Source organism: Prevotella melaninogenica (assembly GCF_003609775.1).
Lineage (GTDB): Bacteria > Bacteroidota > Bacteroidia > Bacteroidales > Bacteroidaceae > Prevotella > Prevotella melaninogenica_A.
The window spans coordinates 788,091-812,537 of record NZ_AP018050.1; the positions used below are offsets into that span (position 1 = coordinate 788,091).

Below are 24,447 nucleotides of genomic sequence, written 5' to 3' on the forward strand. Positions count from 1 at the left end.
TCCTACCATCTTTTTTTGATTTGAATTTATTTTTATAAGTAGTATTCCTACAACTCATTTTACTCAGATAAGCATAGAATAGTTAAATGTAAAAAGAGCACAGTAGGATTAGAAAACCTGCTGTGCTCTTTGTTTTTTTAGATATTCTTTATGAATTCTATCACATCTTGTATGGCTTTTTGCTTCCAAAGAATATAAGTAAAACCGCCAACTGATATAATAGAGAGGGTGATGTTGATAAGACAAGATTTGAAATCCATTTCTTTCCAGTTCTTAAATAACCCCCACACGCTCTTGACAGTTATATAAACTAAAACGGCACAAAGTGCAAATGCAAATATTATCATATTATTTCTTAGTTCTTTTACTGTTTTCTTTTCTTTACTTCTTGCTGCTTTTCTAATTCACGCAATTTTTCTTCAATCGTATTATTCTCCAACTGTTTTACCATTTCGGGAGAAGCATAAATAGAACAGTCTGTATTACCGTGCCTGTAAATACACCATCCAAATTCTGCTACAGCTATTCCTACACCGACTGGACCTAAAGCTCTCTTAGCAACAATCTTAAAATTTTTTTTAATAACAACTTTTGACCATTTGGCGTTTGCAAATGCAACTACATTTGTAAATATGTCTGCTCCTATGGCTTCTAAAGCACAGTCAAAAATAACCTTTAGATTACTTTGTTTAGCAAAATTGTCTTTGGCATAACATGGTGTCGCTAAGAAATTAAATGTTTGTCTTTCATTCTTTGAAACTTGTAACTCTGCACGTTGAATGTCTTGATTACCTAAAATCATTGCTACAAGAATAACATCCTCGTCGCTTGCTCCTGTCTCTGCTATTATTTGATTAAGTTCTTCTTCTGTTATATCTTGCTCCAGCAAGTATCCCCTACTTACGCCCAACATAGGATTTAAAACATTTTTGATTTCCACAGTTGAAACAATAATATCATTTTCTCCACTTTGCATGTTTGGTACTATGGAAAAATCTGCAGCAGTTATTCTATGAAAATCTGATACATCCTGTACCGTTCGTACGTATTTAAGTAACTTTTTCTGTATCTCTGTTGCATCTTCAGGGAAATCAGCATGTAATGTTACATAATTACTCGTATTGATGGAGTCTTTGGCATTGCTCGCTCTGGTCTTTCCTGTTGGAATGAGTTGAGTTGATGCAATGGCAGGGACATTGAGAGTCAGTGCCTTAAAAAAGTTTCTGGTTTCGTCCTTTACCACTTCACCTCCTTGGTTTGATTCGATGTTTGTACATCCTATTGAAGCTATCACTAAAATGACACAGTATAGAATCATTTCGTTTGTTTGTTCATTTGTTTCATTTTCTTTGATTTTTAGTTGATTAAATTAAGAGATAATCGATTATCTACTGCAAAGATAAATAAAAATAACATTCATGTCAAGTGTATTGATAATAAATTTGCTATCTTTATCAAATCTATACTATGCCATCTTCTTACAGCACTTATCTGTGACTTTTACAAGGCCATTATTCAAAGACTCGACGTAAAGAAGTTCGGACTCAATGCAACAAGTCGCATAAAAGCGTTTGTCTTCAGGTTTATTTCTGTACCAGCCAAGTGGATCAGGACATCAAGGCGGTATGTGCTGAATATCTATACCTGTAATAATGCTTACGCAGATGTTTTCCAGACTGATTTTGGATAATGACTACAACTTATGGGAATGATATTATGTATTGCCTCAAGTCACATTGTGGGGTAAGGGGATATTGTAGGCAGAAGTGGGTGCTTCAAGTTCAAATTTAATCATATATTATTCTCCTTTTCGTTTTGCAAATATAACTCTTTGCGTTGATATGTGTAAGAGAATAAATGAAAAAGCAGCAAATGATTGCTCATTTGCTGCTGTATGGTAATAAGGTTTTCTATATAAGCCCTCAATGTTTTTCTTGTAAGTTTCTGTTCTTATTCATCTTTCTTTGTCAGACGAACATACAACAAGTAAAAATATATGGTGTGGCTTAGGAAAACCGATGTGTCTGTTATTTAATGATTATCTTTTTACCATTGACAATATAAACACCCTTAGGTAAAGCATTAATTTCGTCGGTGCTTGCTTTACTTAGCCGTTTTGTTCCATCTATTGTATAGACATCAGCAAGTCCTGCTTTATTATAAACAGTGTTTGTAATGCCAGTAGTATTATCCTCTATTAATAAGAAATCTTTCCATTGGTATGCTTGTTTATATGCGTCAAGACTATTCTTAGGAACAATAAGTTTACATTTAGATTTATTAATGTTGGTAAAAACACCTGATTCACAGGTTGGAGGTACGACTGCCTCACTTGAAATCTGTGTTATACTGGTACAGTAATCAAATGCGTATTCTCCTATAGCCTTAACACTATCTCCGATATGTACTTTTTGTAGGTTGGTGCATCCGCTAAAAGCTTCGCCACCTATTGTCGTAACACTATTAGGAATGGTTACAGAAGTTAGAGAACTGCAACCCATGAAAGCATTGTAGCCAATTGTAGTAACACTATTTGGAATGGTTACAGAGGTTAGAGAGCTACAAATACTGAAAGCAGCCTTTCCAATTGTCGTAACACTATTTGGAATGGTTACAGAAGTTAGAGAGCGACAACCGTTGAAAGCATTGTCGCCAATTGTTGTAACACTATTGGGAATGGTTACAGAAGTTAGAGAACTACATCCAGCGTATTTACAACCGATTATTACTCAATATTTTATAGATAATAAGTCAGAAATATGGTTGTTATTTTTAATTGCACATTCTAAAAGGTGAAGATTTAACGCTTTTATTGATTATTAACTCAAAAAGGACATCAACTTGGGTCGTTTCTTCTCTTTTCCTTGCTATTCGTTTCCGATATTCCACTTTTGTTTTGGTCTATCTCATATGTACTGCAAAGGTATTGATTTTTGTTTGATATTGCTCCTTGCTTGCTCCTTGTCGTAGATTAATTTTCACACAGGAATTTTTGTTCTCTTTCTATAGGGGCTTGAAACAATCCATTTATTGGAAACAATTAAAGACGGAGCTGGTTTGCCCCAGTGCTTTTTAAGAAACAGGGCAATTATTTTATCTCCACAAAGGCTCTTGTTCCCAATTATGAGGAAAGCCTAATAAACGAGTTCTTACTGATGGGTATTTCGATAAAAGCTGCTTGAAATCTGCAACAAAAGTGTTGCCCATAGAAATGGAGTTAAGCCAATACACCACATAGCAGAGTTGCGGATAAAGTGTTTGTTCACGGAACGAGAAATCCGTAATCCATGTGTTTGGCATACGCATAGGCATCATTGGCTTGACAGGAAAGACCCGATTTGACAGTCTTGAATGATGGGCGCAGCAATTACGAAGTACGGGTCTGGGTACGGATTAAAAGGCTAAGTGATTATTTCCAGTCATTTAGCCTTTTTAATTATCTAATTTTTCCCCACATTTTCCCCACAGCTGTCTATTTATATATTTTAGAAACATATTTTTCCGTAAAGTTATGTACCTTTGTCGGCAAATAAAGATATTCTCGTCAAACAAATATAAATAATATAAACATGGAAAAAAACAGAAAAAAACAAATCGTAGTTTTGAGTATAGCTTTAGTTTGCATTTTCATCTTGGTATTTTCATTGTTCCATAAATCAGCGACAAAAGATAGCGCAAATCCTCCTTTAACAAATGTTTTGACTGATAGCATTTCTCAAATTGTCTCAGCTTGTCCTGGCGAAATTGGTGTGGCGGTTATTGTTAATAACAGAGATACGGTTAAGGTCAATAATAAGAGTGTTTATCCTATGATGAGTGTGTTTAAGGTTCATCAGGCATTAGCTCTTTGTAATGACTTTGACAATAAAGGAATTTCACTTGATACCTTAGTAAATATAAATAGGGATAAACTTGACCCAAAGACTTGGAGTCCTATGCTGAAAGATTATTCAGGGCCAGTCATATCATTGACAGTGAGAGATTTGCTGCGTTATACTCTTACTCAGAGTGACAACAATGCAAGCAACCTTATGTTTAAGGATATGGTTAATGTCGCTCAAACAGATAGTTTTATAGCCACACTCATTCCTCGTTCAAGTTTTCAGATAGCTTATACGGAAGAGGAAATGTCGGCTGACCATAACAAGGCTTACTCTAACTATACATCTCCTCTTGGTGCTGCAATGTTGATGAATCGTTTGTTTACTGAAGGTCTTATCGATGATGAGAAACAAAGTTTCATTAAGAATACGTTAAAAGAATGCAAAACAGGTGTAGATAGGATAGCAGCTCCACTTCTTGATAAAGAAGGGGTTGTTATAGCGCATAAGACAGGTTCAGGTTATGTTAATGAAAATGGTGTTCTTGCAGCTCACAATGATGTTGCCTATATATGTCTGCCTAATAATATCAGTTATACCTTAGCGGTATTTGTTAAGGATTTCAAGGGAAATGAATCACAAGCGTCACAATATGTTGCGCATATATCAGCTGTAGTATATTCTTTATTAATGCAAACTTCAGTAAAATCTTAAACTGCACTTGCTTTGATAATTAATGATAAACAATCTAAAAGCACTCTAATCGTTATCGGAGTGCTTTTAGATTACTAATCAAATTGCTTCTATTATAATTTGAATCCTCTACTTTTTCTTTCTTCCTGTTGCGGCACTCTTGCTCCATATCTAAGCCTGTGCCATTGCTCCCTGAACCAGTCGGCAATCGGCTTCCTGTTTATTGTCAGGTTCAGCCTGCTTTCATCGTCAGGGTCATTTTCCACCCTTAAAATATCATCCTTTATATCAAAGTTCCGCCTGTGTTGCTCGGAATAGATTTTACCGCTACATTTCAGGGCTTCTTTTTTGACTATAAGACTTTCAGTCATTTCTTTAGAGAATCCCAGCATGGCACAAAACTTTTCCATGCGCAGCATTTCCCTGAACATCGAAACCACCTGAAAGCCTTGTCTATGATTCTGGCGAGCCGTGACAGTTCTTTTTCTTTCATGTCAAGTTCCTGCCTGTGCATTTCTCTGAGATTGTGGATTTGCGTATCATGCTGTTTCTGCATCTGCTGTACTTGGCTCTGCAATTTTTCAATATTGGTGTTCCGTTTTGAAACCTCGTCTTGCAGTTTTTCGTTGGCACGTTCCAGTTCTTTCAGTTTTCCACTCCCGAAAAGAGAAGCAACTCCACTAGTTATGGCTGTCGCTGCCGTGGTGGCTGTCTTCTTTAACTTGTCAGTGCGTATTTCTGATTTCACCTGTTTCAGTTCCTGCTCGGCAAGATTTATCTGTTCTTCTTTGTGCCGTTTGGCTGCATCCATGCGTTGCAGTTCAGCTTTCTGCTTCTCAATGATAAAGTCGTTCCGTTCCAGATGCTCCTTACCAGTGACAGCCTTTGACTGCCCGCGTTCCATCAGCAGGATGTCGGATGCAAGGGTCTGCATCTGCATCATGTCATCGTCATTGAGCTTTCGGCTCTTTCCTGTTTCGTGGTTCATCCAGTCGAAAACGATATGGGCATGATAGTTCGGCTTGAACCATCTGTCCCCGACTTTGAAGCTTTCCCTGTCTTCCGCTTCCGGCTGACCGTTCAGCCAATGCCCTTCATCCTTGTGCAGGAAGATTTGCAGCGGTGTGATTCCCCAGCGTCTTTGACACTCCTCACCGAATTTACGCACGTCTGCCAGTGTGGTGTCCGACCTGACAAGCAGCACTCCTTCACGTATGGGGGAGCATCCCGCAATCTTGACTATTTTACCGTTCTTGCCTTTGCGTTCACGCTCCTTTTCCTGCATGGCACGTCCGGTCTTTTCCTTTACCATCTGTCTGATATTGTCATAATGCATCCGCAAATCCGGACTGCCGAAGTCGGGATTTATCCACTGTTCGTTATCGGTGGATAGTTCAGGAACGACATAGATTCTGGACTCTCCGATGTGGCGCATGTATTCGGCAGTCCTCCTGTTGTGAGCCTCGCTCGATGCGATGTTGCAGGGCTTGATATGTATGCTTGATTTTGTTGCCATAGATACTTGTTTTTTGGTTTGTACTTTATTGTTTGCTTTTCCGCTGTCCGTAAACGCATGGGGTTCTTAGGGGTGCAACCCATAAGCGGAGATTGCAAAGAGAGGGTCACTCTTTGCTCTGGGTTCTCAGGGGAGAAACGCCCTGAGTGGGTCATTAGGGTAAAACCCTAATCCCCTCGGGAGAGCCCACAACTACGTAAGCGGAGCGTGTAGTTATAGTGGGCTATATCAATGGCAAGCCATTGTCTGCAAACTCCAGCCTACGGCTTCCGCTCTCCTCCGTCAGGGAGGTTTTTCATCATCGTTGCCGATTGGAGATGCACCGACCAGCACAAGGTCTAAATCGTCTATCAGTTTTTGCAGGACGGGATTCTTCTCTATCATCCGCTGGAGGATTCTCTCAGCCTCGACCAAGTGGTTGGCTGTACTCATCACCTTGCCCTCCCGTATCTGAAAGATAATCCAATCGGCTATGTCGATATGGGCTTCTTTTTGTTTCGGGGTGGCATTCCTTTCGATGATGTCCGAAACCACCACCTTACAAAAGTACATGCTCTCGGCTCGCTGTTTCCACTCGGCATAAGCATCGGCATCGGGAAAGAGAAGCACGGTTCGCCCTGACAGTACACGGAGTTTCTCTTCTCTCATCTGACTCTTACCACCCGTAGCCAGCCATACATAATCGGGGAAGATAGCAGAACCGATAACGGCACTCTTCTCGGATTCCACCAAGACCACCACCTTGTCGGGATGCGTTTTCAACAAGTGTTCCCCGAAAAGGCATTGGGATAGTTGCCAATCCTCTGCCAACACACGCTGCTTTTTCAATATGCTGTGTATCCAGTTCACTGCCGATGTCTGTCCTCCCTTGATACGGTGTCCGTCTTCGGGATTGTACTGCATCACCTTTCCCGTGCGTACCTTGCCCGTCCTGTCTATCTGCCAAAAGATAACAGAGCCGTCACGGGTAGCCCCCAAACGGTATTCCTCCAACAACCGCTTCAACACCTCTTTCGCCTTGTCGCCATAGTAGGAAGTAAGGAGTGTGAAGAGGAAACGGAAGAAATTGCTACGCTCGCTTTGCGACTTCTCCACATAGTGAGGGGGAATATAGCCGATGGCTGTCGGCTTACTTTGCTGCTTCACTTTCTTCTGCTCTGCTCTTTGCCTGTCAAAAGAGAAATCATTGGTAGTTCTGTGTTCAGGATGCTCTTGAAAATACTCTTTCGGAGTGTAGTGATACCCACAACCGCTTTCGTGGTTACATCTGCCGACCGATGGATGCAACGGCACATTATTTTCGTCCACGTAATAGACGAAAGAATGCCTGTCTCCGCATTTGGGGCAGGTATGCCGTGTTGCCGTTCCTTTATACTTCTGTAATGAATAATTGCCCATAGCTTAGTCCGTTTTTGATGGTTGATTGTCGGCTGTCCCATCCTGTCCCATTGTCCCACACTCTAAGGGTTGGGACAGTGGGACACTTGGGACACCTGCGTTTTTACTCTCTTTGCTGCGCTGGATGATACGGTTTACGGTGGACTTGCCACAATTCACCTGTGAGGCTATCTCCCTGACGGACTTGCCCGATTGGGAGAGTTGCAGAATTTGGCAATCCCTTTGGCTTGATTCATTGTCGCCCAATTTTTTCAAGTGTTCCTTTTCCGTGGAATAGCCCCTGAACACGAACTGCAAGAAAGCATCCACCTTGTCAATCTCGTAAACGATTACATTATCCGCATCATGAGAGAACGTGCCATAGCGCACTTTAAGCTGCTTCACATAGCGAAGCCCTCCGTCTTGGGCACTTTTTCCAATGGTGAACACGCTGTCAAAGAAATTGTAGAGCCGTTTGCTTCCGGCAAGGTCGTTGGATGTGATGGGACAATCCAAAGAGCGTTTGGGCGTATGTGCTAGGACAAGGATAGAGAGCGCATATCTCTTTTTGAGATTGTTCAGCTGAATCATCAGCCGTCCTGCGGCATCGCCTTTCTCCATGGCGCAACACAGGTAGGTAAGATTGTCAATGATGAAAATCTTGCAGTCGGTCTGCACAGCCATCTGTTCAATGCCGCCTATGATAGCTTCCTCAAAGTTGGCATCCAAAAGCTGGTTGCAGTCAATAGACACCCGATAGAGTTTGTCGGGAAAGGTGTAGAGCTCTCCATGCTCGTTGGTATAGCGGAGCTGGAACTGCTTTTCGGACAGTTCAAAGTCCAGATACAGCACATTGTCGGTTCGGGCGATGCGGTCGGCTATCTGCACGGCAAGGATGGACTTGCCCACGTTGGAATCGGCAAACAAGCAGGAGAGTTCCCCCTCGTACCAAAAGCTGTCCCACAGCGCACGGGGCGTAGGCAATAACGATGCTTCAAGAATGGTTTGGTTTGCCGTCTTGATATTCATCATGCCTACACTGTCGGGCATACCGTTATGCGCTTGGGATGCTTTTGTGAGGTCGCCACGTATCAGGTTGATATAGTTCTTATCCTCTTCCATATCATTCACCAGTTACGTGGGTTGGGCTTGCGACGGTGGGAAGAGGATAAGGACTTGTTCAGTTCCTCGTCTGACAACGGTATGGGATTCTTTCGGGCGGTTTCCAGCCACTTGTCCAGTTCGTCACGGTAAAGGCAATAGCGTTTGCCGGGCTTGGTGGCAGGGATTGTCCCTTCTGACAGTTTCATGTAGAGCGTACCCTTAGGGATACCTAAATACTCTGCTGCCTCGTCCACAGACATGGGCACGTGGGTGTCCACCGTTTTGGCATTGTTCACACTGCGCTGCTCGGCGAGCAGGCTTTTCAGGCTCATCACTTCGTCTCGAAGCTGAGCGACAACCTCGGGGAGGTCGTTGAAGGTAAGAATTGATTTTTCCATTCGCGTACTCGTCTCTTTTGTAAGACTTGGCGCAAAGGACTGAAATGATATATCCGTGAATATCTCCACGACACGTCATTGCAAAATAATTCCCGAATAATTAAGCCCAGCCATAAATGACGGGTAAAATTACTCGGGAAACGATGTAAAACAGGCGGTTATGAGTTACCGGATGGTTGTCGTTGGTGTCGTGATTATCCTAATTCCGCACATAATCCTCGGGATAGTGGAAATCAAGTTTGCCGTTTTCGGGTTCATCAATGGGAATTTCCGTCTTTAACGGCTCTACCTTGAAATTCTTGATGGTTGATAAGTCTGTATCAGCAAACGATTTCGGGAAAAGGGCTTTGATGAACTTGGCACGGTTATCCCCATTGTAGTATCTCTTGTACAGGAAACGCTCAGAGATATTCCATACGAAGTGACGGAGTGGAATGTTGTTGATGTCTTTGGTAAACGGTCTTTGTATGGGCTTCGGGGTATAAGTGTTAAGATTCATCCATTTGTCCACCTCAGTACAGATGTGGTTCACGGTTTCTTGGTCGGCAATGCGAGGCAGGTAATAATGGCAATACTCCATGACCATGCGGATGCGCTCTTCCTTTTCCCGTTGCTCTCTGCTTGCGTAATTGGCACGGTTCTTTTCGTGAAGATCCGGGGCGATAGTAAGCTCTATCGGTTGTGTTTGGATAAGTGTCTCTTCTTTTGTCGGGGATGATTCGGGTACAGGCTCAGGGACTGATGTAGGTCCAGGCACAGATGTGGCTTCTTCAAGTGTATTTTGTGACAGTTCTTCCTGCACCTCTATGGCTTCGGCAATCGTTTCTTTCTTGCCGAACTTGATTTTGTAGATTTCGTATGTATCAAAGATAAGTGTCTGAAAGGAGAGATAGAGCAACCATCCCAACAGGTTACAGCATACGAATACTATCCACCTGACAAAGTTGTCTTGGTTGAAGCTGTCCGCTATTACCAGCGTGGCAATGGAAGATATTAGGACGATGGCGAAGCCGACAAAGCCCAAGATGATGTATTTGTCCTTGATTGATGATTCCATATTTCGTTGAGAGATTGAATGTTCCTGTATTATTTTGTGCAAAGTTAATGCTATTTTTCCCAATTACTGCCCGTTATTTGCGGTTAGAACGGTCTTTTTCAATGTATTTCACGAAATGTCATCATATCATACTCTGTTTCATACTCTGAGGGGCTTATAAATGGTGGCATCAAGCCAAAAACATAGAGGGGCGATTATAGCCTTGTAGCCATAACCGCCCCTCTGAATACCTGTCAATGTGAGACATTTATGCCTCCTTGCGCTTCAAGGTTATCTTGTCCACCACCTGACACATCTGCTGCGCTGCTATCTTGGAATAGATTTGTGTGGTGGTAATGTTCTTATGTCCGAGATAGGCTTGGATGACAGCCATGTCCGTTCCCATTTCCACGTGCAGGCTTCCGAAGCTGTGGCGGGTACAGTGAAAGGTGATTTTCTTGGTTATCCCTGCTGCCGTGAGCCACCGTTGGAGTGGTCCTTGCAGCATCTTGTCCTTGAAATCCTCAAAGATAAGTCCCTCGCCCCGTTCTCCCAGCAGTCCATAGGCTTCATCACTGATGGGGTTATGCACTATTTCTTTGGTTTTCTGCATACGGGTGGTAACGAACATCCTGCCGTTGGTGTATGGTTGTATCTGCTGCCACGTGAGCTGTCTGATGTCGCTCTTTCTCAGTCCCGTAAGACAGGCGAAAAGAAAAGCTTTTTTCAAGACCTCCTCCTCACAGGGTGTTTCGGCAAGCCGTATCAGTTCCTCTTGGCTCAAATGCTCCCTGATGGTGGGAATGCACTCGATGCGGTCTAAGAAGCCGTTTGGGTTCTCCTTTATCTTCCTGTCACGGTAAGCGGTGTGCAGCACGGCACGGAAAGTTGACCAATAGCCTGCTGCGGAGTTGATGTGCAGCTTTTGGTTGGTGTGGATGGATTGGGGTGCATCAAGCAGGTATTCCATGAACTTGCGGCACAAATCCACATCCACCTCCTCAAAGGTGCATTTGCCGTTCACGAACCGCTGGAAATGCTTGTATACGTGCTGCCACTTGATATTCTTGCGGTCAGCCAGTCCTTTGAAATAGGCAAGGAAATCGCCCTTCATCTTGGTCTTGTCAAAAAAGCCGTTGTTTTCATTGAAAATGGCTTCGTAGCGCTGGTTGCGCAGGATGACCGCTTTCTTCATCATGCGTGCGTTGAAGTCCCGTTCCTGCTGGTTTGCAGGTTTGGCGAAGATGTAAATTCCTAAGGCTTCACGTGTAATCACTCTCATGGTGACATTGTCACGGTAGCCGGGATAGTAGTCAAGGCATAGTGAATACTGTGTCCCGTTCTTAATCTTGCGCTTACGCAAGGTAACTGTTTTGCATTTACTCATAATAATTATGTTTTAATTGGTTGTATACATTTTGGAGTTGTATCCATGTTTCCGATGGCAAAGGAACAACGTGAAATATCCGTGAATACCTCCACGATACATCATTTTGAAATAATTTTCGATAATCCCGATTTTTCACGGTTATTTGTTCCTTTCAGCCATGACACGCTCCACATCTGAGCGCAAAAGCAGGTTTTTCACACCCACCTTTATCTTTTCGATGTGCTTCACCTTGACGATATGGCAGATGTTGGCTGACGAAAGACCATAGATTTGCTGCACCTGCTCAACGGTATAGTAGCGTTCATCGTTCACAAGGTCAGTTCTGCGGAGTTCGTTCAAATGTGATTTGGAGTAATAGGTACGCCCGTACTCTCTTTTAGTGGGTATCTTATGGCGATAGGTGTAGGCACGGAGTGCGGTCGGCTTCATGCCGAACAGTTCCTCCACCTCCTCGGTCAGTAGCCAGTCGGTAATTTCGCTAATATCAACTGCCACACCGAAAAACTCGTCAATATGCTTCTTGCTGTAATAGTTCTTTCCTGCGATACGGCAGATGGGGATATGGTTACGCTTGGCGGAAGTGTAAAGCCATGACTGCTTTACCTTAAAAAGGGACATCACCTCCTCGCCCGAATAGAAGTCCAACACTTCTTCGCTTTCCTTTTCCCTTTTTTCTCTTTTGGCAGGTAAGGAAGATGAAGATGATTTCCTTGGTGTGGAGGTGTTGCCGGGCAGGATGCGGTGATAGGGATTGCCCTCCAACATCTGCTCGATGTCGGCTCTGCGGATGAATGCCATGCGGTTGCTGATGCGTGAGGCTTTCAGCTTGCCGATGGCTACAAGTTTGTAAATGTACTGTCGGGAACAGCCCATGAGGATGGCTGCTTTGGAAAAGGTGAGATACTCCTGATGCTGTATCTCCATCAAGGGTTGGGCGACTTTGAAGAGGTTGTTCTTCTGCATCACTCTGGCTCGTTTGGCTTCTGCCTGACAAGCCTCACTGCAATATCTTTGCATACCGCTTCGGGTTACAAAGGACTTGCCGCAAAAACTGCATTTTCTGGTTGCTTTCATACCGTTTTATCGTTTAATGGTTCATTTCTTCAATCCTATATCTCTGAAATGGTAAACGGATGTGAACGGAAGTCAACCATTGTCGCTTTTCTACACAGTGTGACTGTTTCCGCATATCGGGGCGGTTATTGTCGCTTGTCGTAAACGGTTGTAAACCCTTGTCAACTGTCTGCACGGTGTGACAAAAAACAAGCCCCGCAAATTCTCCACGTCAGAAATACGTCTCAAAAATATGTGGAAATTTGGGAAGCGACAAATGGCAACCGAAAAGTGTTAAATTTTAGAATATGCTGGTAATTAAAGATTTACACTCGGATATTTCTGATTAGTTTTGGTTGTTCTATGGTTATAAATACATCCAGCGAAAGCAGCCTCTCCAATTGTCGTAACACTATTTGAAATGGTTACAGAAGTTAGCGCGCTACAACCTGCGAAAGCACGGCCGCCAATCGTGGTAATACCATTACCTATTATAATTCGTTTAATATCATATCTGCCCCATGGTGCTCTGTTGTCGAATGAATAATCATACATTTTCCCTTTTCCTGAAATGGTCAAAACACCATTATCAGTAAGGTGCCATCTTAGATTAGGTCCACAAGTACCAGACTCCTCGGCATTAGCCGATAAGCCCATGAGTAGGGCTATTAATAAGATGTAAATTTGTTTCATATTAGTACTTTTATATAAATAATATATTTGATTTACGGAAGTTCAAATGCAAAGATAAATAAAATTTATTATAAATGTTTTTCTATAAAAAGTTTATGTAGCATTTTGCTTCTTCTTCAAGATAGTTATTGTTGAGAGATGGTCGTGAAATTATGAAAATCAACTTTGCTGTCACTCCTGTCACCACTTCTATACTCGTAATAATTTGATTATAAGTTTATTATATGAAATGTTAAAAGTGACAGCAAACGAAAATTAAACTTATGTAGTAATATAAGCTTAGTAGATAATGATGGTTATACTACATCTTTTGTAAGCTTGTCAGCAAGTCGGCAACCACATAGCTGGAGCCGCCAATGAAGATAAAATCTTGTTCGTCAGCATCTTGAAGGGCAGCTTGGTAGGCTTCAAGGACGGTTGGGTAGACCTTTCCGTGTAGGTCGTAATCGTCGGCTGTTGCGGCAACTTTCTCTGCGGGGAAGGCACGATGTGTACTTGGTTGTGTCCAATAGTAAATGACATCATCGGGGAGCATGGACATAACAGTATGTAGGTCTTTATCATCCACCATACCAAAGACAATGCGCTTCTGCTTACATTGTTGACGTTTGATTTGTTGAGAGAGGTAAGTCCATCCGCCAGCATTGTGACCTGTGTCGCAAATGACCAATGGGGTTGCTTGTAGTTTCTGCCATCTACCCATCAGTCCTGTCAGTTCGCAAACATTGGCAAAGCCTTTAGCAATACTCTCTGCGTTCTTGACGACACCTTTATTATACAGTTGCATGACGGCTGTTAAGACTGTGTTAGCGTTTTTCTCTTGGTAGCTACCACCCAATTCGCCAACAATATCACCGAAGAAACGAGTTTGATAAGCGATACCACCATCGGGGTTAAGGCGAGACGAAAGCACTGCGGGGATGTCTTCTGCAAAGACAATGAGCGCATCCTCTTTCTGTGCTTTTGCCTTGAAAACAATCTGTGTTTCAGGGACAGACTCACCAATAACGACCGGTACACGATGTTTGATAATGCCAGCTTTCTCTGCTGCGATAGCTGCGAGTGTGTTGCCGAGGAACTGGGTGTGATCGAGTGATATATTGGTGATAATCGATAGGATAGGGGTGATGATGTTCGTACAATCAAGTCTACCACCTAAGCCTACTTCGATGATGGCGATGTCTACCTTTTGTTCAGCAAAATACTTGAAAGCTAAGGCTGTTGTGAGTTCAAAGAAAGAAGGGTGCAGTGGCTCAAAGAAGTTGCGTTCCTGTTCGATAAAGTCTATAACCTCCTGCTCAGAAATCATTTCTCCATTGACTTTGATACGCTCGCGGAAGTCAACGAGGTGAGGACTGGTATAGAGTCCGACCTTATATCCTTCCGCTTGGAGGATAGCAGCCAACGTGTGTGAGCACGAACCTTTTCCGTTGGTTCCTGCAACATGGATAGAAAGAAAGTGAGTATGTGGATGACCGAAGTGCTCGTCCAAAGCCTTTGTTGTCTCGAGTCCTTCTTTATAAGCAGATGCTCCGACGTGTTCAAAGACGGGTGTGCTGTTGAATAGATATTCTACGGTTTCTTGGTAGTTCATGGGTGTTGGGTGTTGGGTGTTGGGTGTTGGGTGATGATGGAATGTAGGGAAATGATTTAGCCCCATTAGCCAAAGAAGTCTAATGGGGCATATAATCATTATTTCAATTTTGTTTGTAAACTCATTGCTAATTAAAAAACTCGTTTACTCGTCAACTTGTTTACTCGTCAACTTGTTTACTTGTCAACTTGTTTACTTGTCAACTCGTCAAACTCGTCAACTTGCTTAACTGAAGAGTTTCTTAAAGTTCTCAAAGATAGAGCGTTTGGTGTTGTTGTCACCACGGAAGTTCTCGCTTTGGCGTAATTCTTCAATCATCTTCTTCTCTTCCTTATTCAGTTCCTTTGGAACATAAATACTGATGTGAACCACCAAATCACCAGTACCGCTGCCATAACCTTGTACTGCAGGAAGACCCTTACCACGTAGGCGGAGTGTCTTGCCAGGCTGTGTTCCTGGTTCAATCTTAATCTTCACATTGCTGCCATCGATGGTTGGGATGTCAACCTGACCACCTAAAGTTGCTGTTGGGAAGTCGAGTAGGAGGTTATAGATGATGTTCTGACCGTCACGAATGAAGGTGTCATTGGTTTCCTCCTCGATATATACTTGGATATTACCAGCCACACCATTGTGTCTACCAGCATTACCCTTGCCCGGAACATTGACTACCATACCTTCAGCTACACCTGCTGGGATATTGATTTCAACTACTTCCTCGCCCTTTACAACGCCTTCGCCATGGCAGTGGGTACACTTGTTTTTAATGATAGTTCCCTCACCATTACATACATGACAGGTAGTCTGGGTCTGCATCATACCGAAGATACTCTGCTGTGTACGGATTTCAACGCCCGAACCATGACAGTTCTGACAGGTCTCTGTTCCGCTACCCTCCTCAGCACCAGAGCCATGACAATGTTCACAAGTTACGTCCTTGCGCACCTTGAACTTCTTGGTAACGCCCGTAGCAACCTCTTGTAATGATAGACGAACCTTTAAACGAAGGTCTGTTCCACGGTACTTTGGGGCTTGATGTCCGCCACCTCCGAATCCGCCGAAACCTCCGCCACGTCCACCGAATACATCGCCAAACATAGAGAAGATATCGTCCATAGAGAAACCACCAGCTGAACCGAATGGACTACCACCACCAAAGCCACCGCCAGGAGCATCGAAACCAAACTGGTCATACTGTTGGCGTTTCTGTGGATCGTGCAGTACATCATAAGCTTCGGCAGCCTCTTTAAACTTTGCTTCAGCCTCAGGATCATCTGGATTACGGTCAGGATGATACTTGATAGCAAGTTTTCTGTATGCTTTCTTTATCTCGTCTTCAGAGGCACCTTTACTTACTCCGAGTACCTCATAGTAATCTCTTTTTGCCATCTTACTATTGTCCTACTGCTACCTTTGCGTGACGAATAACCTTATCATTGAGTGTATAGCCTGTCTGTACACAGTCGATAACCTTGCCCTTCTTGTCATCGCCCATGCCGGGAACCATTGCGATTGCCTCATGGTAATCAACATTGAAGTCGGCATTCTCGGTCTCAATCTTGTTAACACCGAGTGTCTCCAAGGCCTTCAAAAACTTCTTATAGATAAGTTCAAAGCCTTCTTTAATCGCCTGTGGGTCCTCTGTCTTATCGGCAGTAGCACGCTCAAAGTCGTCAAGGATAGGCAGAATAGCAGCTACAGTCTTCTCACTTCCGTTGAGAATCAGCTCTGACTTCTCCTTCAGTGTACGCTTCTTGTAGTTCTCAAATTCGGCAACCAAACGGATATACTTGTCCTTCCACTGCTCAGCTTCGTTCTGTGCAGCTACCAATGGGTTGAGTTCTTCCTCTGCAGGAGTCTCCTCTCCGTTAGCATCTTCCGCCTGTGTTTCAGTCTCGTTCTGGGTTGTTTCTTCGTTATTCAACTCCAGCTCTTCGCCTTCAATCTTTATATTTTTCTCTTTCTTACTCATAATTTTATTGCACTATTTGTCATGACATACACTTGCAAATAGTATGCCATGTTTTGACAATCTTAGTACATTCCTGCCTTTTGCTCCTTAATCTGCTCATCATGGATATAGTCATCGTAGCTCATGAGCTTGTCGATGGTACCCTTTGGAGTCAACTCAATGATACGATCAGCCACAGTGTTAATAAACTCATGGTCATGTGAACTAAAGAGGATATTACCCTTGAAGCCAATCAGGTTGTTATTGAATGCTTGAATACTCTCCAAGTCAAGGTGGTTAGTAGGCGTATCAAGAATCAAACAGTTGGCATTCTGAAGCTGCATACGTGCAATCATACAACGCATCTTCTCACCTCCAGAGAGTACATTCACCTTCTTCTCAACCTCTTCCTGCTTGAACAACATACGACCCAAGAAGCCCTTCATAGCCACTTCATTACCTGGTCCGAACTGTGACAACCAGTCAACGAGGTTCAAATCACAATCGAAGAACTCGGTATTATCCAATGGGAGATAAGCCGTAGTGATTGTCACACCCCAATTATATGTACCAGCATCAGGCTCTCGATTACCATTGATAATCTCGAAGAGCGCAGTCATAGCCTTTGAGTTACGAGAGAGGAAGACTACCTTCTGTCCCTTCTCAATATTGAAGTTCACATTATCGAAGAGTACTGTTCCGTCCTCATCAACAGCCTTCAAGTTCTCAACCTCAAGGATCTGATTACCAGGTTCGCGCTCCATAGAGAAGATGATACCTGGATATTTACGGCTTGATGGACGAATCTCCTCTACGTTCAAACGCTCCAACATCTTCTTACGTGATGTTGTCTGCTTACTCTTAGCCACATTGGCAGAGAATCGGCGGATGAACTCCTCCAACTGTTTCTTCTTCTCCTCAGCCTTCATCTTCTGGTTTTGAGCCTGACGTAAAGCCAACTGTGAACTCTCATACCAGAATGAGTAGTTACCCGCAAAGACTGTTACCTTACCGAAGTCGATATCAATCGTCTGTGTGCTGACAGAGTCAAGGAAGTGACGGTCGTGCGATACAACCAATACTGTCTGATGCTCGTCAATCTCACCAAGGTAATCCTCTAACCATTCAACGGTTTCAAGGTCAAGGTCGTTGGTAGGCTCATCAAGCAACAAGTTCTCAGGCTTACCAAAGAGAGCCTTCGCCAACATCACACGCACCTTCTCAGTATTTGAGAGCTGTGACATCTGCTTCTCATGCAAATCCTCCTTAACGCCGAGGTTCTGAAGAAGCTGTGCAGCATTGCTTTCAGCCTCCCATCCGTTCATCTCAGCAAACTTCAACTCTAAGTCGGCAGCACGATTACCATCCTCTTCTGTCATCTCTGGCTTAGCGTAAAGTTCCTCACGTTCTTTCATGTTCTGCCAAAGAGACTCATGTCCCATGAGGACAGTGTCCATTACTTTATACTCATCATATTTGAAGTGGTCCTGTTCCAGTACTGATAGACGCTCGCCTGGTCCTAACTCTACTGTTCCTTTATTTGGCTCCAAGTCGCCAGAAATGGCACGAAGCAAGGTTGATTTACCAGCGCCATTAGCACCAATGACTCCGTAAATATTACCTGGTGTAAACTTTAAGTTAACGTCCTTGTATAGAACTCTCTTGCCGAATTGGATAGCAAGGTTTGAAAGTGTAATCATCTTTTTCTAATACCTTATTATATAATAATTTGGCTGCAAAGGTACGATTTTTATTTCAAATGACAAAGAAACAAGTCGATAGATGAGTCTGTTGTTCTTTTGATATAAAACTCCTATTGCTTAAATGGCTATAAATGTTTATTGGTCTTCTCTATAGAATTAACTTATATGCAAAGGTGTTGAAAAAAACAAAAAAGAAAGTGTTGTTTTAATTTAAAATCTTGCGTGATTGAAATTATTTCAGTAATTTTGCAGCCGAAAAATTTCAAATTAATTACTAAAGGATGTAGTTTAAGGATAAACATAATTAAGGACTAACAAAAACCTAATATATAATAAGGTAAAAGAAGCAGTGTGATACTGCATTGAGTTCTTCAATTAGGATAACAGAAATAGGATAAAATACCAGTTTTCTATCACCTTAATACGCATACTTTCGAACAAGGGTGTAAATATTGTCATCCTAAATTTATAAATGTATATCATTTAAAATAGTATTCAAAATAGCATTTTATATCATAAGTTATGAAACAGAATAAGATTAAATTGGGATATCAGAAGCCTCAGACAGAGATTATGAGTGTTAACAGTGAGAGTCTTTTGTTAGATGCGTCATACCATAGTCAGCACAATCCAGGCCGTCGTAAGAAAGGCCCTACTGCTAATAATGCAAAAGAAGCACTTGAGTGGTTTGAGGTTGGTGACGAGGCTTTGTCAAGCAATGGACATACTTCATTGTGGGAAGATTAATCAAATGAGAGTTTTAATATAATTAAGTAATTAGTTTAAAAAGACTATATTAATAATGAGAAAACATACTTTTAAGGTGCGCCTGCTATCTTTGGTAGCATTGTGTGGCATCGTAATGGCTTTTACATCTTGTTCTAACGAAGATGTAGCACAGAGCAATGTAGATACAAACACTGAAAACAACAGCAACCTTACTTCATTCGTGACAGGTGCTGCTGAAACTCGTACTTCACTCAACTATGATGATGGTGCTTTCTTCTGGGAGGCTGGTGATCATATCTACGTAAAGGATGATAACGGAACTTGGAACAAGAGTAGCAATGCTCCAACAGAGAAGACAGCCAGCTTTAAGTTCATGGTTCCTGGTAAGTACACAAATAGCACTACTTATAAGGTGTACTACCCTGGTAAGAATGGTCTTAACAACAATGTAACTATCTCTGGCACACAGACTCAGGCACAGCCTAACAGTACTCTTCATATTGGTGAGGCAGGTGACTGTGGTACAGCAGATGCAACAGGTGGTAACGGCGTATTTAATTTCCGTCTCGACCATCAGGCTGCTATTCTCGTGTTCCAGCCTTTTACAAACAATACAGCAGTAAAGAATTGTCAGCTGACAAAGATTGAAGTGACATCTGACAATGACCTTACTGGTACTTACACACTTGACACAACAACAGGTGAGTTGACAGGTACGGGTAGCGGTAAGACTATTACAATGACAACAAAGGGTAGCGGTTCTTATGCAAATGGTTTCTCTATGAATACCAGCGCAGCAGATGTAAAAACCAATGGTGCCTATGTTGTTATCCGTCCAGGTACACACGCCTTGACCGTTCGTTATTGGATCAAGGACTATGTTACAAACGTTGAGGGTGCTATTACTAAGACGTATGATTCGTTCAAATATGAGAAGAACGACTATTATGATATGGAGGCTAACCTCAATGTAACTGATTACGATGGTAGAAAGTACTATATGTGGGATGCACAGAAGAATTATTGGAATGGCCATGAGTGGAATTCTGCCAATCCTTGGCAGCCTGTGCTTGCAACCAAAAGCAATCCAAATTACCCAACTTTTGGTAGTGATAGCTACTTTCATAGGACTGGAGGCTTCGGCCGTGAGGATGCTATGAATTCTTCTTGTAAGGATTTGCCTAATGCTAATGAGCTGGGATGGTATGTAAAGAATGGTGATCCACGTTGGGATGATGATAAACTGTGGACAGCAATGGGACACTTATATAAGGGTGGTATATGGCTCCGCAATAAAGCATATATCAAATTGATAACATCGTTCAATTCTGATCAAGGTCCAAGCTATCTGGATATGCGCGATGATTATGCAAGAATTGAAGTGACTCCTACTCAAGGTGCACCTGTAGGCTATTTTGCAAGTAGATACTTCTTTTTACCTGCTTTGGGTAAATATAGTGAAGGTTATTTGTCAAGAATTGGAGAGAAAGGATTTTATTGGTCATCAAGTGCTTCTCCAGTTGACGAAACCTGGGCATACTCGTTGGAATTTAGCAAGAGCAAGCTCATTGTAAATCCTACAACAAGTAATGATGGATATTACATAGGTACTTTTGAGTAACTTGCATTCTCATTCCTCTCTTTAAGAAACTTTCCTTCTTAAAGTTGCAGGTTAAGTAGATATAACCTTGCCAACGCACGTACAGCGTTGAGTTGTCTTCGGACAGTTCAGGGAAGTACGATGTCGTTGGCAAGTTTTGTTTCTTTGCCTACTTTGTTTATTTTCTTTACCTCGTGTTTTTTAATTGATGCTTAATTGGTTTCTAAAAGACGCCCAATAGCATGGTAAAAGATGCTCTTTAAGGCTTCAATAGATGCCCTTTTGAAGGCTTAAAGAGCACCTTTTGAAATGCTACTTTGTAATAACCTGATAAACAGATTGTTGTAAAGATGCTGAAAGGATGAATTTTCCTTTCTTTTAAAGTGAGATAGTCTGTTTGTTTTGTAATGTTTTTTCAAAGGCTGTTGCGTGCTTTAAGATAAGTTGTTGAGTCTTTTTAATAATGGAATTTACGCAGAACTATCTATGACCTTTCTTCTATGATTTACTATGCGAAACTCAATATAGCGTTTATCTAATGCGTGTTTACTCTATGTTGTTATCTCCAAAGTGATAATTTGGCAAGCATGATTTAGGTAGTAACCTTGTAAGAAATTTTATACGCTTGTGGTATAATGGAAGTAATCTTGCTTTTGTTTGCATTTTTAGGTAAAATTTCTTACCTTTGTGTTATACATTAAATTTAAAGCTTATGGGCATTATTGCATCACTTATTATTGGAGCCATTGCAGGATGGTTAGGTGGACTTATCTATAAAGGTAGCGGTTTAGGACTTTTTGGGAATATCATTGTTGGTATTCTTGGAAGTGGCGTAGGATCTTGGCTTTTAGGAAGTGTGCTTCATATTTCACTTGGTGACGGGTGGATTGGTTCTATCATCACAGGTGCCATAGGTGCTGTTGTGATTTTATTCTTATTAAATATTGTGTTTGGAAAGAAAAAATAAGGACACTAAAGTGGGTGTTTTAACCCAAACAAGTCATTAGAACCTAAATATATATTGTTTTATCATTGAATAGATGTTTGGCTTTGTAGCGCAGGCGTAGCATCAGACTATGACAAGTTATAAAGACAGACAAGAAACTGATAGGAAAATAAAAGATGGTAGGAAACACTACTATAGTTAAATAATATACATATTGTAGTCTAATAGCAGAAATGGGTTTAATGTCAACTTTTTATTTCTAAATCTCTCTATCTAATAAATGTAAAGCCCCGAAATGTCATACATTTCGGGGCTTTACTCTTATGTTTTTTCTCTACTATCTCTTTCCGTTAGCAGTCCATATTTTCCCATCTTTAGTGTATAGAATATTCAATGATGAAGCATTGATTCTAATTATTTTTACGCCTTCTTTCAAGTCAATATTTACTAAAGTATGGTCACCTTCCTTTTTAAAGGTTACACCTTTAAGATCAGGGATTCCATCTGAAAATCTAAAATAGTAACTACCAGCTGCTTTAATGACGGTTATAGAACCATTATCGGCACTTTTCTTTATTTTATCACCAGAATAAGTGATTCTTCCTTTGTATGTTCCTGCAAAGATGTCATTGTCTGCAGGGTCATCTGTCTTGCTACAAGAGATTGAAGTAAGATAATTTGATTTTAAGGGTTACTAATCAGCTAAGTTATTTCTTAACTTTTTCTTTCAATGATGCTAATTTCTTTTCTAATAGCTTAACAAGGTCTTCAGGTTTACTGTCTGAATCTGATAAAAGATTGTCAACCTTTTCTTCTAAAGTGCCTTTTAACTCCATTGATTTATCACGCATTTTTCTTGTAAGACTATCTATTTGGTCTTTTAGTTCATCAACTTTATCGCCTATATAATTCTTTTTACATAAGGTTTTATCCTTGTCAAGTACAAAAAGTACACCTATACCTGCAACTGTTCCAGCTGCTACTCCTAATAAAATGCTTCCAATTTTCGACATAGTCGTAGATCTGTTTTAATTAGTTTAAAAATATAATATCGTTGTAAATATAATAAATAAATTTGATATTAGCAATATTGATGCGAGAATTGTGTGGTAGTTTTACAAAGAATAACATTTTTCATGGGCATTGTGATAATATTTTATATATTAATGAAAATCAGTATCAGCGCCTTTTAAAATACAATGTTTACTTGATGGCAATACGATTTTTTTAAAAAAAGTCAAGTCTATATAACTATCTTCTACATTCAATTTTAGAGTTTTTGTTTATGTATGTAAGTATAAAAAAATACCAAACCCGTGATGGTTTGGTACTTCTTACTTTTGTATTGTACTATTATTATGGTAAAATAATTAATTCAAGGCTGTCAGATTTGACTTTCACTTTCAGCCAGTCATAAAGCTGTTTTCTGTTGTCTTTGGCAAGTGTCTTGTTTGTTTTGACTATAGCCACGATATGATTTTTTATTGAAGCAGAATCAACGAAAGACTCAGATGCTTTTGAAAGTATGATACTCTTTGCTGAGGGGCATACGACTTTAAGTTCTTCTCGCATGTCGTTAGCAAGTACAGGATAATGCGTGTAAGAGTTTAGCTGCTTCTGTAATACATCATTTCTATATGCAAGTTCTTGCCATTCAGCCGTATTTTTTTCTCCTACCATCAACTGACCTTTATTCTTGTGCTGTAGGAGTAATAAGCTATCAGAGTTAGATCCTTGTATCACCTTTAGTGCGTAGCCATCAAGCTGATAATTAGTCATCGCTTTTTGTGCTTTAGCTATCGAATCAGTTGAAATCGGATTGCCCACCGCTACCACATGGAGGGTCTTGGTTTTTAGGTCGTATTGGTGTGAGAGAATGTTTGTTCCGCTATAATTAAGTTCCTTTGTAATGAAATTCTCTATGTTATTTTTAAATACACTTTGCTTAATGATGTTCCATGTCATGTAGCTTGCAGGGATAATTGTGATAATAATAATGCTAACGATGTAATAATTTACTCGTCTCATTTTTTCAAGATTGATAAACTGCTTTCTATGAAAATGCAGAAAGCGTACACCAAGACAGGTTGTAAAAGCAATGAAAACAGTATTGATGAAGTATAGGTAAAATGCCCCAAGGAAGTAGGACGTGTTTTGCACAGCAAGTCCATAGCCTGCTGTACAAAGTGGTGGCATCAATGCTGTAGCAATAGCAACACCAGGTATTACGTTGTTTTTTCCTTTTGTTGACATAGCTAAGAAGCCAGCAGCACCACCAAAAAGAGCTATCAATACGTCATAAAGGGTAGGCGATGTGCGCGCTAAGAGTTCGGATTGAGCATCCGTGATAGGTGAAAGTGTAAAGTAGATTGTTGCAGTAACAACGCTAATGAATGTACTTATCAAATAGTTTTTTATGGACTGTTTGAACAAGTCCAAATCAGCAATTCCAAGAGCTAATCCCATACCGATGATTGGTCCCATCAGTGGAGAGATGAGCATAGCACCAATAATTACTGCCGTTGAATTGACATTTAAGCCTAAGGATGCAATAAATACGGCAAAGATAAGTATCCAGAGATTAGAACCTTGAAAGTTGATACCATTAGTTATTTGTTTGATAACATATTTTTCGCCGTCTTTGTAAGGTAAGACATTGAAATAACTCTTAATTATCTGCCATAAAGTTTGATTGTTATTTTCCTGCATTTCGTTTTTTTTTGCAAAGATACTAAATTTAATGGAAAGTTTCAAGCAGTTTCTTGATTAACTATTAAGGAGTGGGCTGGTGTTTGTGAGCGTACATTCTTTTCGTTTCACATAAAAACAAGATTGGTAAAGAT

Annotated in this window: 23 protein-coding genes and 2 pseudogenes; 6 read left to right on the plus strand and 19 right to left on the minus strand. The window is 41.2% G+C overall.

Annotation, left to right across the window (positions count from 1 at the left end; genetic code table 11):
- Positions 1–137: 137 nt before the first annotated feature.
- Positions 138–260 carry a hypothetical protein gene (locus tag PMEL_RS12515; RefSeq protein WP_257899590.1) on the minus strand — a complete coding sequence of 41 codons (123 nt, stop codon included), beginning with the start codon at positions 258–260 and terminating at the stop codon, positions 138–140.
- 104 nt (positions 261–364) lie between these two features.
- On the minus strand, positions 365–1,318 hold the full coding sequence (locus tag PMEL_RS09855) for a hypothetical protein (protein WP_145985365.1): 954 nt from the start codon (positions 1,316–1,318) through the stop codon (positions 365–367).
- 156 nt (positions 1,319–1,474) lie between these two features.
- Between PMEL_RS09855 and PMEL_RS09860 the strand changes: the two are divergent.
- Positions 1,475–1,690, plus strand: a pseudogene (locus PMEL_RS09860) (IS1380 family transposase); the annotation flags it as partial.
- A 337-nt stretch (positions 1,691–2,027) separates the two neighbouring features.
- Here the strand turns inward: PMEL_RS09860 and PMEL_RS09865 are convergent.
- Entirely contained in the window at positions 2,028–2,657 is a 630-nt protein-coding gene (locus PMEL_RS09865) for a leucine-rich repeat domain-containing protein (protein WP_231999470.1), read from the minus strand.
- Here PMEL_RS09865 and PMEL_RS12435 point away from each other — a divergent pair.
- A complete protein-coding gene (locus PMEL_RS12435) occupies positions 2,539–2,796 on the plus strand; it encodes a hypothetical protein (RefSeq protein ID WP_231999415.1) in 258 nt (85 codons plus the stop codon). The genes PMEL_RS09865 and PMEL_RS12435 overlap by 119 nt on opposite strands.
- Positions 2,797–3,093: 297 nt before the next feature.
- Here PMEL_RS12435 and PMEL_RS09870 read toward each other — a convergent pair whose 3' ends face one another.
- The gene (locus PMEL_RS09870) at positions 3,094–3,315 is read right to left on the minus strand and encodes a hypothetical protein (RefSeq protein WP_004356044.1); all 222 of its coding nucleotides are present in this window, start codon (positions 3,313–3,315) and stop codon (positions 3,094–3,096) included.
- A gap of 254 nt (positions 3,316–3,569) precedes the next feature.
- Between PMEL_RS09870 and PMEL_RS09875 the strand changes: the two genes are divergently transcribed.
- Positions 3,570–4,535: a CfxA family broad-spectrum class A beta-lactamase gene (locus PMEL_RS09875; RefSeq protein WP_004339683.1), complete on the plus strand. Its 966-nt coding sequence runs from the start codon at positions 3,570–3,572 to the stop codon at positions 4,533–4,535.
- 92 nt (positions 4,536–4,627) lie between these two features.
- Here PMEL_RS09875 and PMEL_RS09880 read toward each other — a convergent pair.
- From PMEL_RS09880 to PMEL_RS09935, 12 genes and pseudogenes are all read right to left on the minus strand, one after another.
- A pseudogene (locus PMEL_RS09880) lies at positions 4,628–6,030 on the minus strand (mobilization protein).
- 282 nt (positions 6,031–6,312) lie between these two features.
- Entirely contained in the window at positions 6,313–7,428 is a 1,116-nt protein-coding gene (locus PMEL_RS09885; protein ID WP_004292742.1) for a DUF6371 domain-containing protein, read from the minus strand.
- A 3-nt stretch (positions 7,429–7,431) separates the two neighbouring features.
- Positions 7,432–8,529 (minus strand): AAA family ATPase, encoded by a 1,098-nt coding sequence (locus PMEL_RS09890; RefSeq protein WP_004348225.1) that lies wholly within the window; start codon positions 8,527–8,529, stop codon positions 7,432–7,434.
- 5 nt (positions 8,530–8,534) lie between these two features.
- Positions 8,535–8,909: an excisionase family DNA-binding protein gene (locus PMEL_RS09895; protein ID WP_004338328.1), complete on the minus strand. Its 375-nt coding sequence runs from the start codon at positions 8,907–8,909 to the stop codon at positions 8,535–8,537.
- A 199-nt stretch (positions 8,910–9,108) separates the two neighbouring features.
- Complete coding sequence (gene tnpC / locus PMEL_RS09900) at positions 9,109–9,966, minus strand: transposon Tn4555 protein TnpC (RefSeq protein WP_004339687.1); 858 nt, start codon at positions 9,964–9,966, stop codon at positions 9,109–9,111.
- A 247-nt stretch (positions 9,967–10,213) separates the two neighbouring features.
- Positions 10,214–11,332, minus strand: coding sequence for a tyrosine-type recombinase/integrase (locus PMEL_RS09905; RefSeq protein ID WP_004338318.1), 1,119 nt, complete (start codon positions 11,330–11,332; stop codon positions 10,214–10,216).
- A 141-nt stretch (positions 11,333–11,473) separates the two neighbouring features.
- Positions 11,474–12,409, minus strand: a complete 936-nt coding sequence (gene tnpA / locus PMEL_RS09910; RefSeq protein WP_004292844.1) for a transposon Tn4555 protein TnpA — start codon at positions 12,407–12,409, stop codon at positions 11,474–11,476.
- A 297-nt stretch (positions 12,410–12,706) separates the two neighbouring features.
- Positions 12,707–13,081: a leucine-rich repeat protein gene (locus PMEL_RS09915; RefSeq protein WP_120175110.1), complete on the minus strand. Its 375-nt coding sequence runs from the start codon at positions 13,079–13,081 to the stop codon at positions 12,707–12,709.
- A 301-nt stretch (positions 13,082–13,382) separates the two neighbouring features.
- Positions 13,383–14,675 carry a bifunctional folylpolyglutamate synthase/dihydrofolate synthase gene (locus PMEL_RS09920; RefSeq protein WP_120175111.1) on the minus strand — a complete coding sequence of 431 codons (1,293 nt, stop codon included), beginning with the start codon at positions 14,673–14,675 and terminating at the stop codon, positions 13,383–13,385.
- 225 nt (positions 14,676–14,900) lie between these two features.
- The gene (gene dnaJ / locus PMEL_RS09925; RefSeq protein WP_120175112.1) at positions 14,901–16,064 is read right to left on the minus strand and encodes a molecular chaperone DnaJ; all 1,164 of its coding nucleotides are present in this window, start codon (positions 16,062–16,064) and stop codon (positions 14,901–14,903) included.
- Positions 16,065–16,068: 4 nt separating this feature from the next.
- Positions 16,069–16,647, minus strand: coding sequence for a nucleotide exchange factor GrpE (locus PMEL_RS09930; protein WP_120175113.1), 579 nt, complete (start codon positions 16,645–16,647; stop codon positions 16,069–16,071).
- 62 nt (positions 16,648–16,709) lie between these two features.
- The gene (locus PMEL_RS09935) at positions 16,710–18,326 is read right to left on the minus strand and encodes an ABC-F family ATP-binding cassette domain-containing protein (protein ID WP_120175114.1); all 1,617 of its coding nucleotides are present in this window, start codon (positions 18,324–18,326) and stop codon (positions 16,710–16,712) included.
- Between the two features lie 525 nt (positions 18,327–18,851).
- On the opposite strand from PMEL_RS09935, the gene PMEL_RS09940 reads away from it, so the two are divergent.
- The 3 genes from PMEL_RS09940 to PMEL_RS09950 all read left to right on the plus strand — a co-directional run bounded on the left by PMEL_RS09940 (position 18,852) and on the right by PMEL_RS09950 (position 21,625).
- Entirely contained in the window at positions 18,852–19,076 is a 225-nt protein-coding gene (locus PMEL_RS09940) for a hypothetical protein (RefSeq protein ID WP_120175115.1), read from the plus strand.
- A 55-nt stretch (positions 19,077–19,131) separates the two neighbouring features.
- Positions 19,132–20,679: a hypothetical protein gene (locus PMEL_RS09945; protein ID WP_120175116.1), complete on the plus strand. Its 1,548-nt coding sequence runs from the start codon at positions 19,132–19,134 to the stop codon at positions 20,677–20,679.
- Between the two features lie 691 nt (positions 20,680–21,370).
- A complete protein-coding gene (locus PMEL_RS09950; protein ID WP_120175117.1) occupies positions 21,371–21,625 on the plus strand; it encodes a GlsB/YeaQ/YmgE family stress response membrane protein in 255 nt (84 codons plus the stop codon).
- A gap of 316 nt (positions 21,626–21,941) precedes the next feature.
- On the opposite strand, the gene PMEL_RS12440 is transcribed toward PMEL_RS09950, so the two are convergent.
- The 3 genes from PMEL_RS12440 to PMEL_RS09965 form a co-directional block, all read right to left on the minus strand.
- Positions 21,942–22,268: a hypothetical protein gene (locus tag PMEL_RS12440; RefSeq protein ID WP_120175118.1), complete on the minus strand. Its 327-nt coding sequence runs from the start codon at positions 22,266–22,268 to the stop codon at positions 21,942–21,944.
- Positions 22,269–22,311: 43 nt separating this feature from the next.
- The gene (locus PMEL_RS09960) at positions 22,312–22,617 is read right to left on the minus strand and encodes a YtxH domain-containing protein (protein ID WP_120175119.1); all 306 of its coding nucleotides are present in this window, start codon (positions 22,615–22,617) and stop codon (positions 22,312–22,314) included.
- 343 nt (positions 22,618–22,960) lie between these two features.
- Positions 22,961–24,313: a TIGR00341 family protein gene (locus PMEL_RS09965; RefSeq protein WP_120175120.1), complete on the minus strand. Its 1,353-nt coding sequence runs from the start codon at positions 24,311–24,313 to the stop codon at positions 22,961–22,963.
- Positions 24,314–24,447: the final 134 nt, after the last annotated feature.

What these genes read in the sequence shown, in the direction of transcription:
- PMEL_RS12515 (WP_257899590.1), bottom strand. Translation starts at nt 260, where the DNA reads ATGGATTTCAAATCTTGTCTTATCAACATCACCCTCTCTATTATATCA.
- PMEL_RS09855 (WP_145985365.1), bottom strand. Translation starts at nt 1,318, where the DNA reads ATGATTCTATACTGTGTCATTTTAGTGATAGCTTCAATAGGATGTACA.
- PMEL_RS12435 (WP_231999415.1), top strand. Translation starts at nt 2,539, where the DNA reads ATGGTTACAGAGGTTAGAGAGCTACAAATACTGAAAGCAGCCTTTCCA.
- PMEL_RS09870 (WP_004356044.1), bottom strand. Translation starts at nt 3,315, where the DNA reads ATGATGCCTATGCGTATGCCAAACACATGGATTACGGATTTCTCGTTC.
- PMEL_RS09875 (WP_004339683.1), top strand. Translation starts at nt 3,570, where the DNA reads ATGGAAAAAAACAGAAAAAAACAAATCGTAGTTTTGAGTATAGCTTTA.
- PMEL_RS09885 (WP_004292742.1), bottom strand. Translation starts at nt 7,428, where the DNA reads ATGGGCAATTATTCATTACAGAAGTATAAAGGAACGGCAACACGGCAT.
- PMEL_RS09890 (WP_004348225.1), bottom strand. Translation starts at nt 8,529, where the DNA reads ATGGAAGAGGATAAGAACTATATCAACCTGATACGTGGCGACCTCACA.
- PMEL_RS09895 (WP_004338328.1), bottom strand. Translation starts at nt 8,909, where the DNA reads ATGGAAAAATCAATTCTTACCTTCAACGACCTCCCCGAGGTTGTCGCT.
- tnpC (WP_004339687.1), bottom strand. Translation starts at nt 9,966, where the DNA reads ATGGAATCATCAATCAAGGACAAATACATCATCTTGGGCTTTGTCGGC.
- PMEL_RS09905 (WP_004338318.1), bottom strand. Translation starts at nt 11,332, where the DNA reads ATGAGTAAATGCAAAACAGTTACCTTGCGTAAGCGCAAGATTAAGAAC.
- tnpA (WP_004292844.1), bottom strand. Translation starts at nt 12,409, where the DNA reads ATGAAAGCAACCAGAAAATGCAGTTTTTGCGGCAAGTCCTTTGTAACC.
- PMEL_RS09915 (WP_120175110.1), bottom strand. Translation starts at nt 13,081, where the DNA reads ATGAAACAAATTTACATCTTATTAATAGCCCTACTCATGGGCTTATCG.
- PMEL_RS09920 (WP_120175111.1), bottom strand. Translation starts at nt 14,675, where the DNA reads ATGAACTACCAAGAAACCGTAGAATATCTATTCAACAGCACACCCGTC.
- dnaJ (WP_120175112.1), bottom strand. Translation starts at nt 16,064, where the DNA reads ATGGCAAAAAGAGATTACTATGAGGTACTCGGAGTAAGTAAAGGTGCC.
- PMEL_RS09930 (WP_120175113.1), bottom strand. Translation starts at nt 16,647, where the DNA reads ATGAGTAAGAAAGAGAAAAATATAAAGATTGAAGGCGAAGAGCTGGAG.
- PMEL_RS09935 (WP_120175114.1), bottom strand. Translation starts at nt 18,326, where the DNA reads ATGATTACACTTTCAAACCTTGCTATCCAATTCGGCAAGAGAGTTCTA.
- PMEL_RS09940 (WP_120175115.1), top strand. Translation starts at nt 18,852, where the DNA reads ATGAAACAGAATAAGATTAAATTGGGATATCAGAAGCCTCAGACAGAG.
- PMEL_RS09945 (WP_120175116.1), top strand. Translation starts at nt 19,132, where the DNA reads ATGAGAAAACATACTTTTAAGGTGCGCCTGCTATCTTTGGTAGCATTG.
- PMEL_RS09950 (WP_120175117.1), top strand. Translation starts at nt 21,371, where the DNA reads ATGGGCATTATTGCATCACTTATTATTGGAGCCATTGCAGGATGGTTA.
- PMEL_RS09960 (WP_120175119.1), bottom strand. Translation starts at nt 22,617, where the DNA reads ATGTCGAAAATTGGAAGCATTTTATTAGGAGTAGCAGCTGGAACAGTT.
- PMEL_RS09965 (WP_120175120.1), bottom strand. Translation starts at nt 24,313, where the DNA reads ATGCAGGAAAATAACAATCAAACTTTATGGCAGATAATTAAGAGTTAT.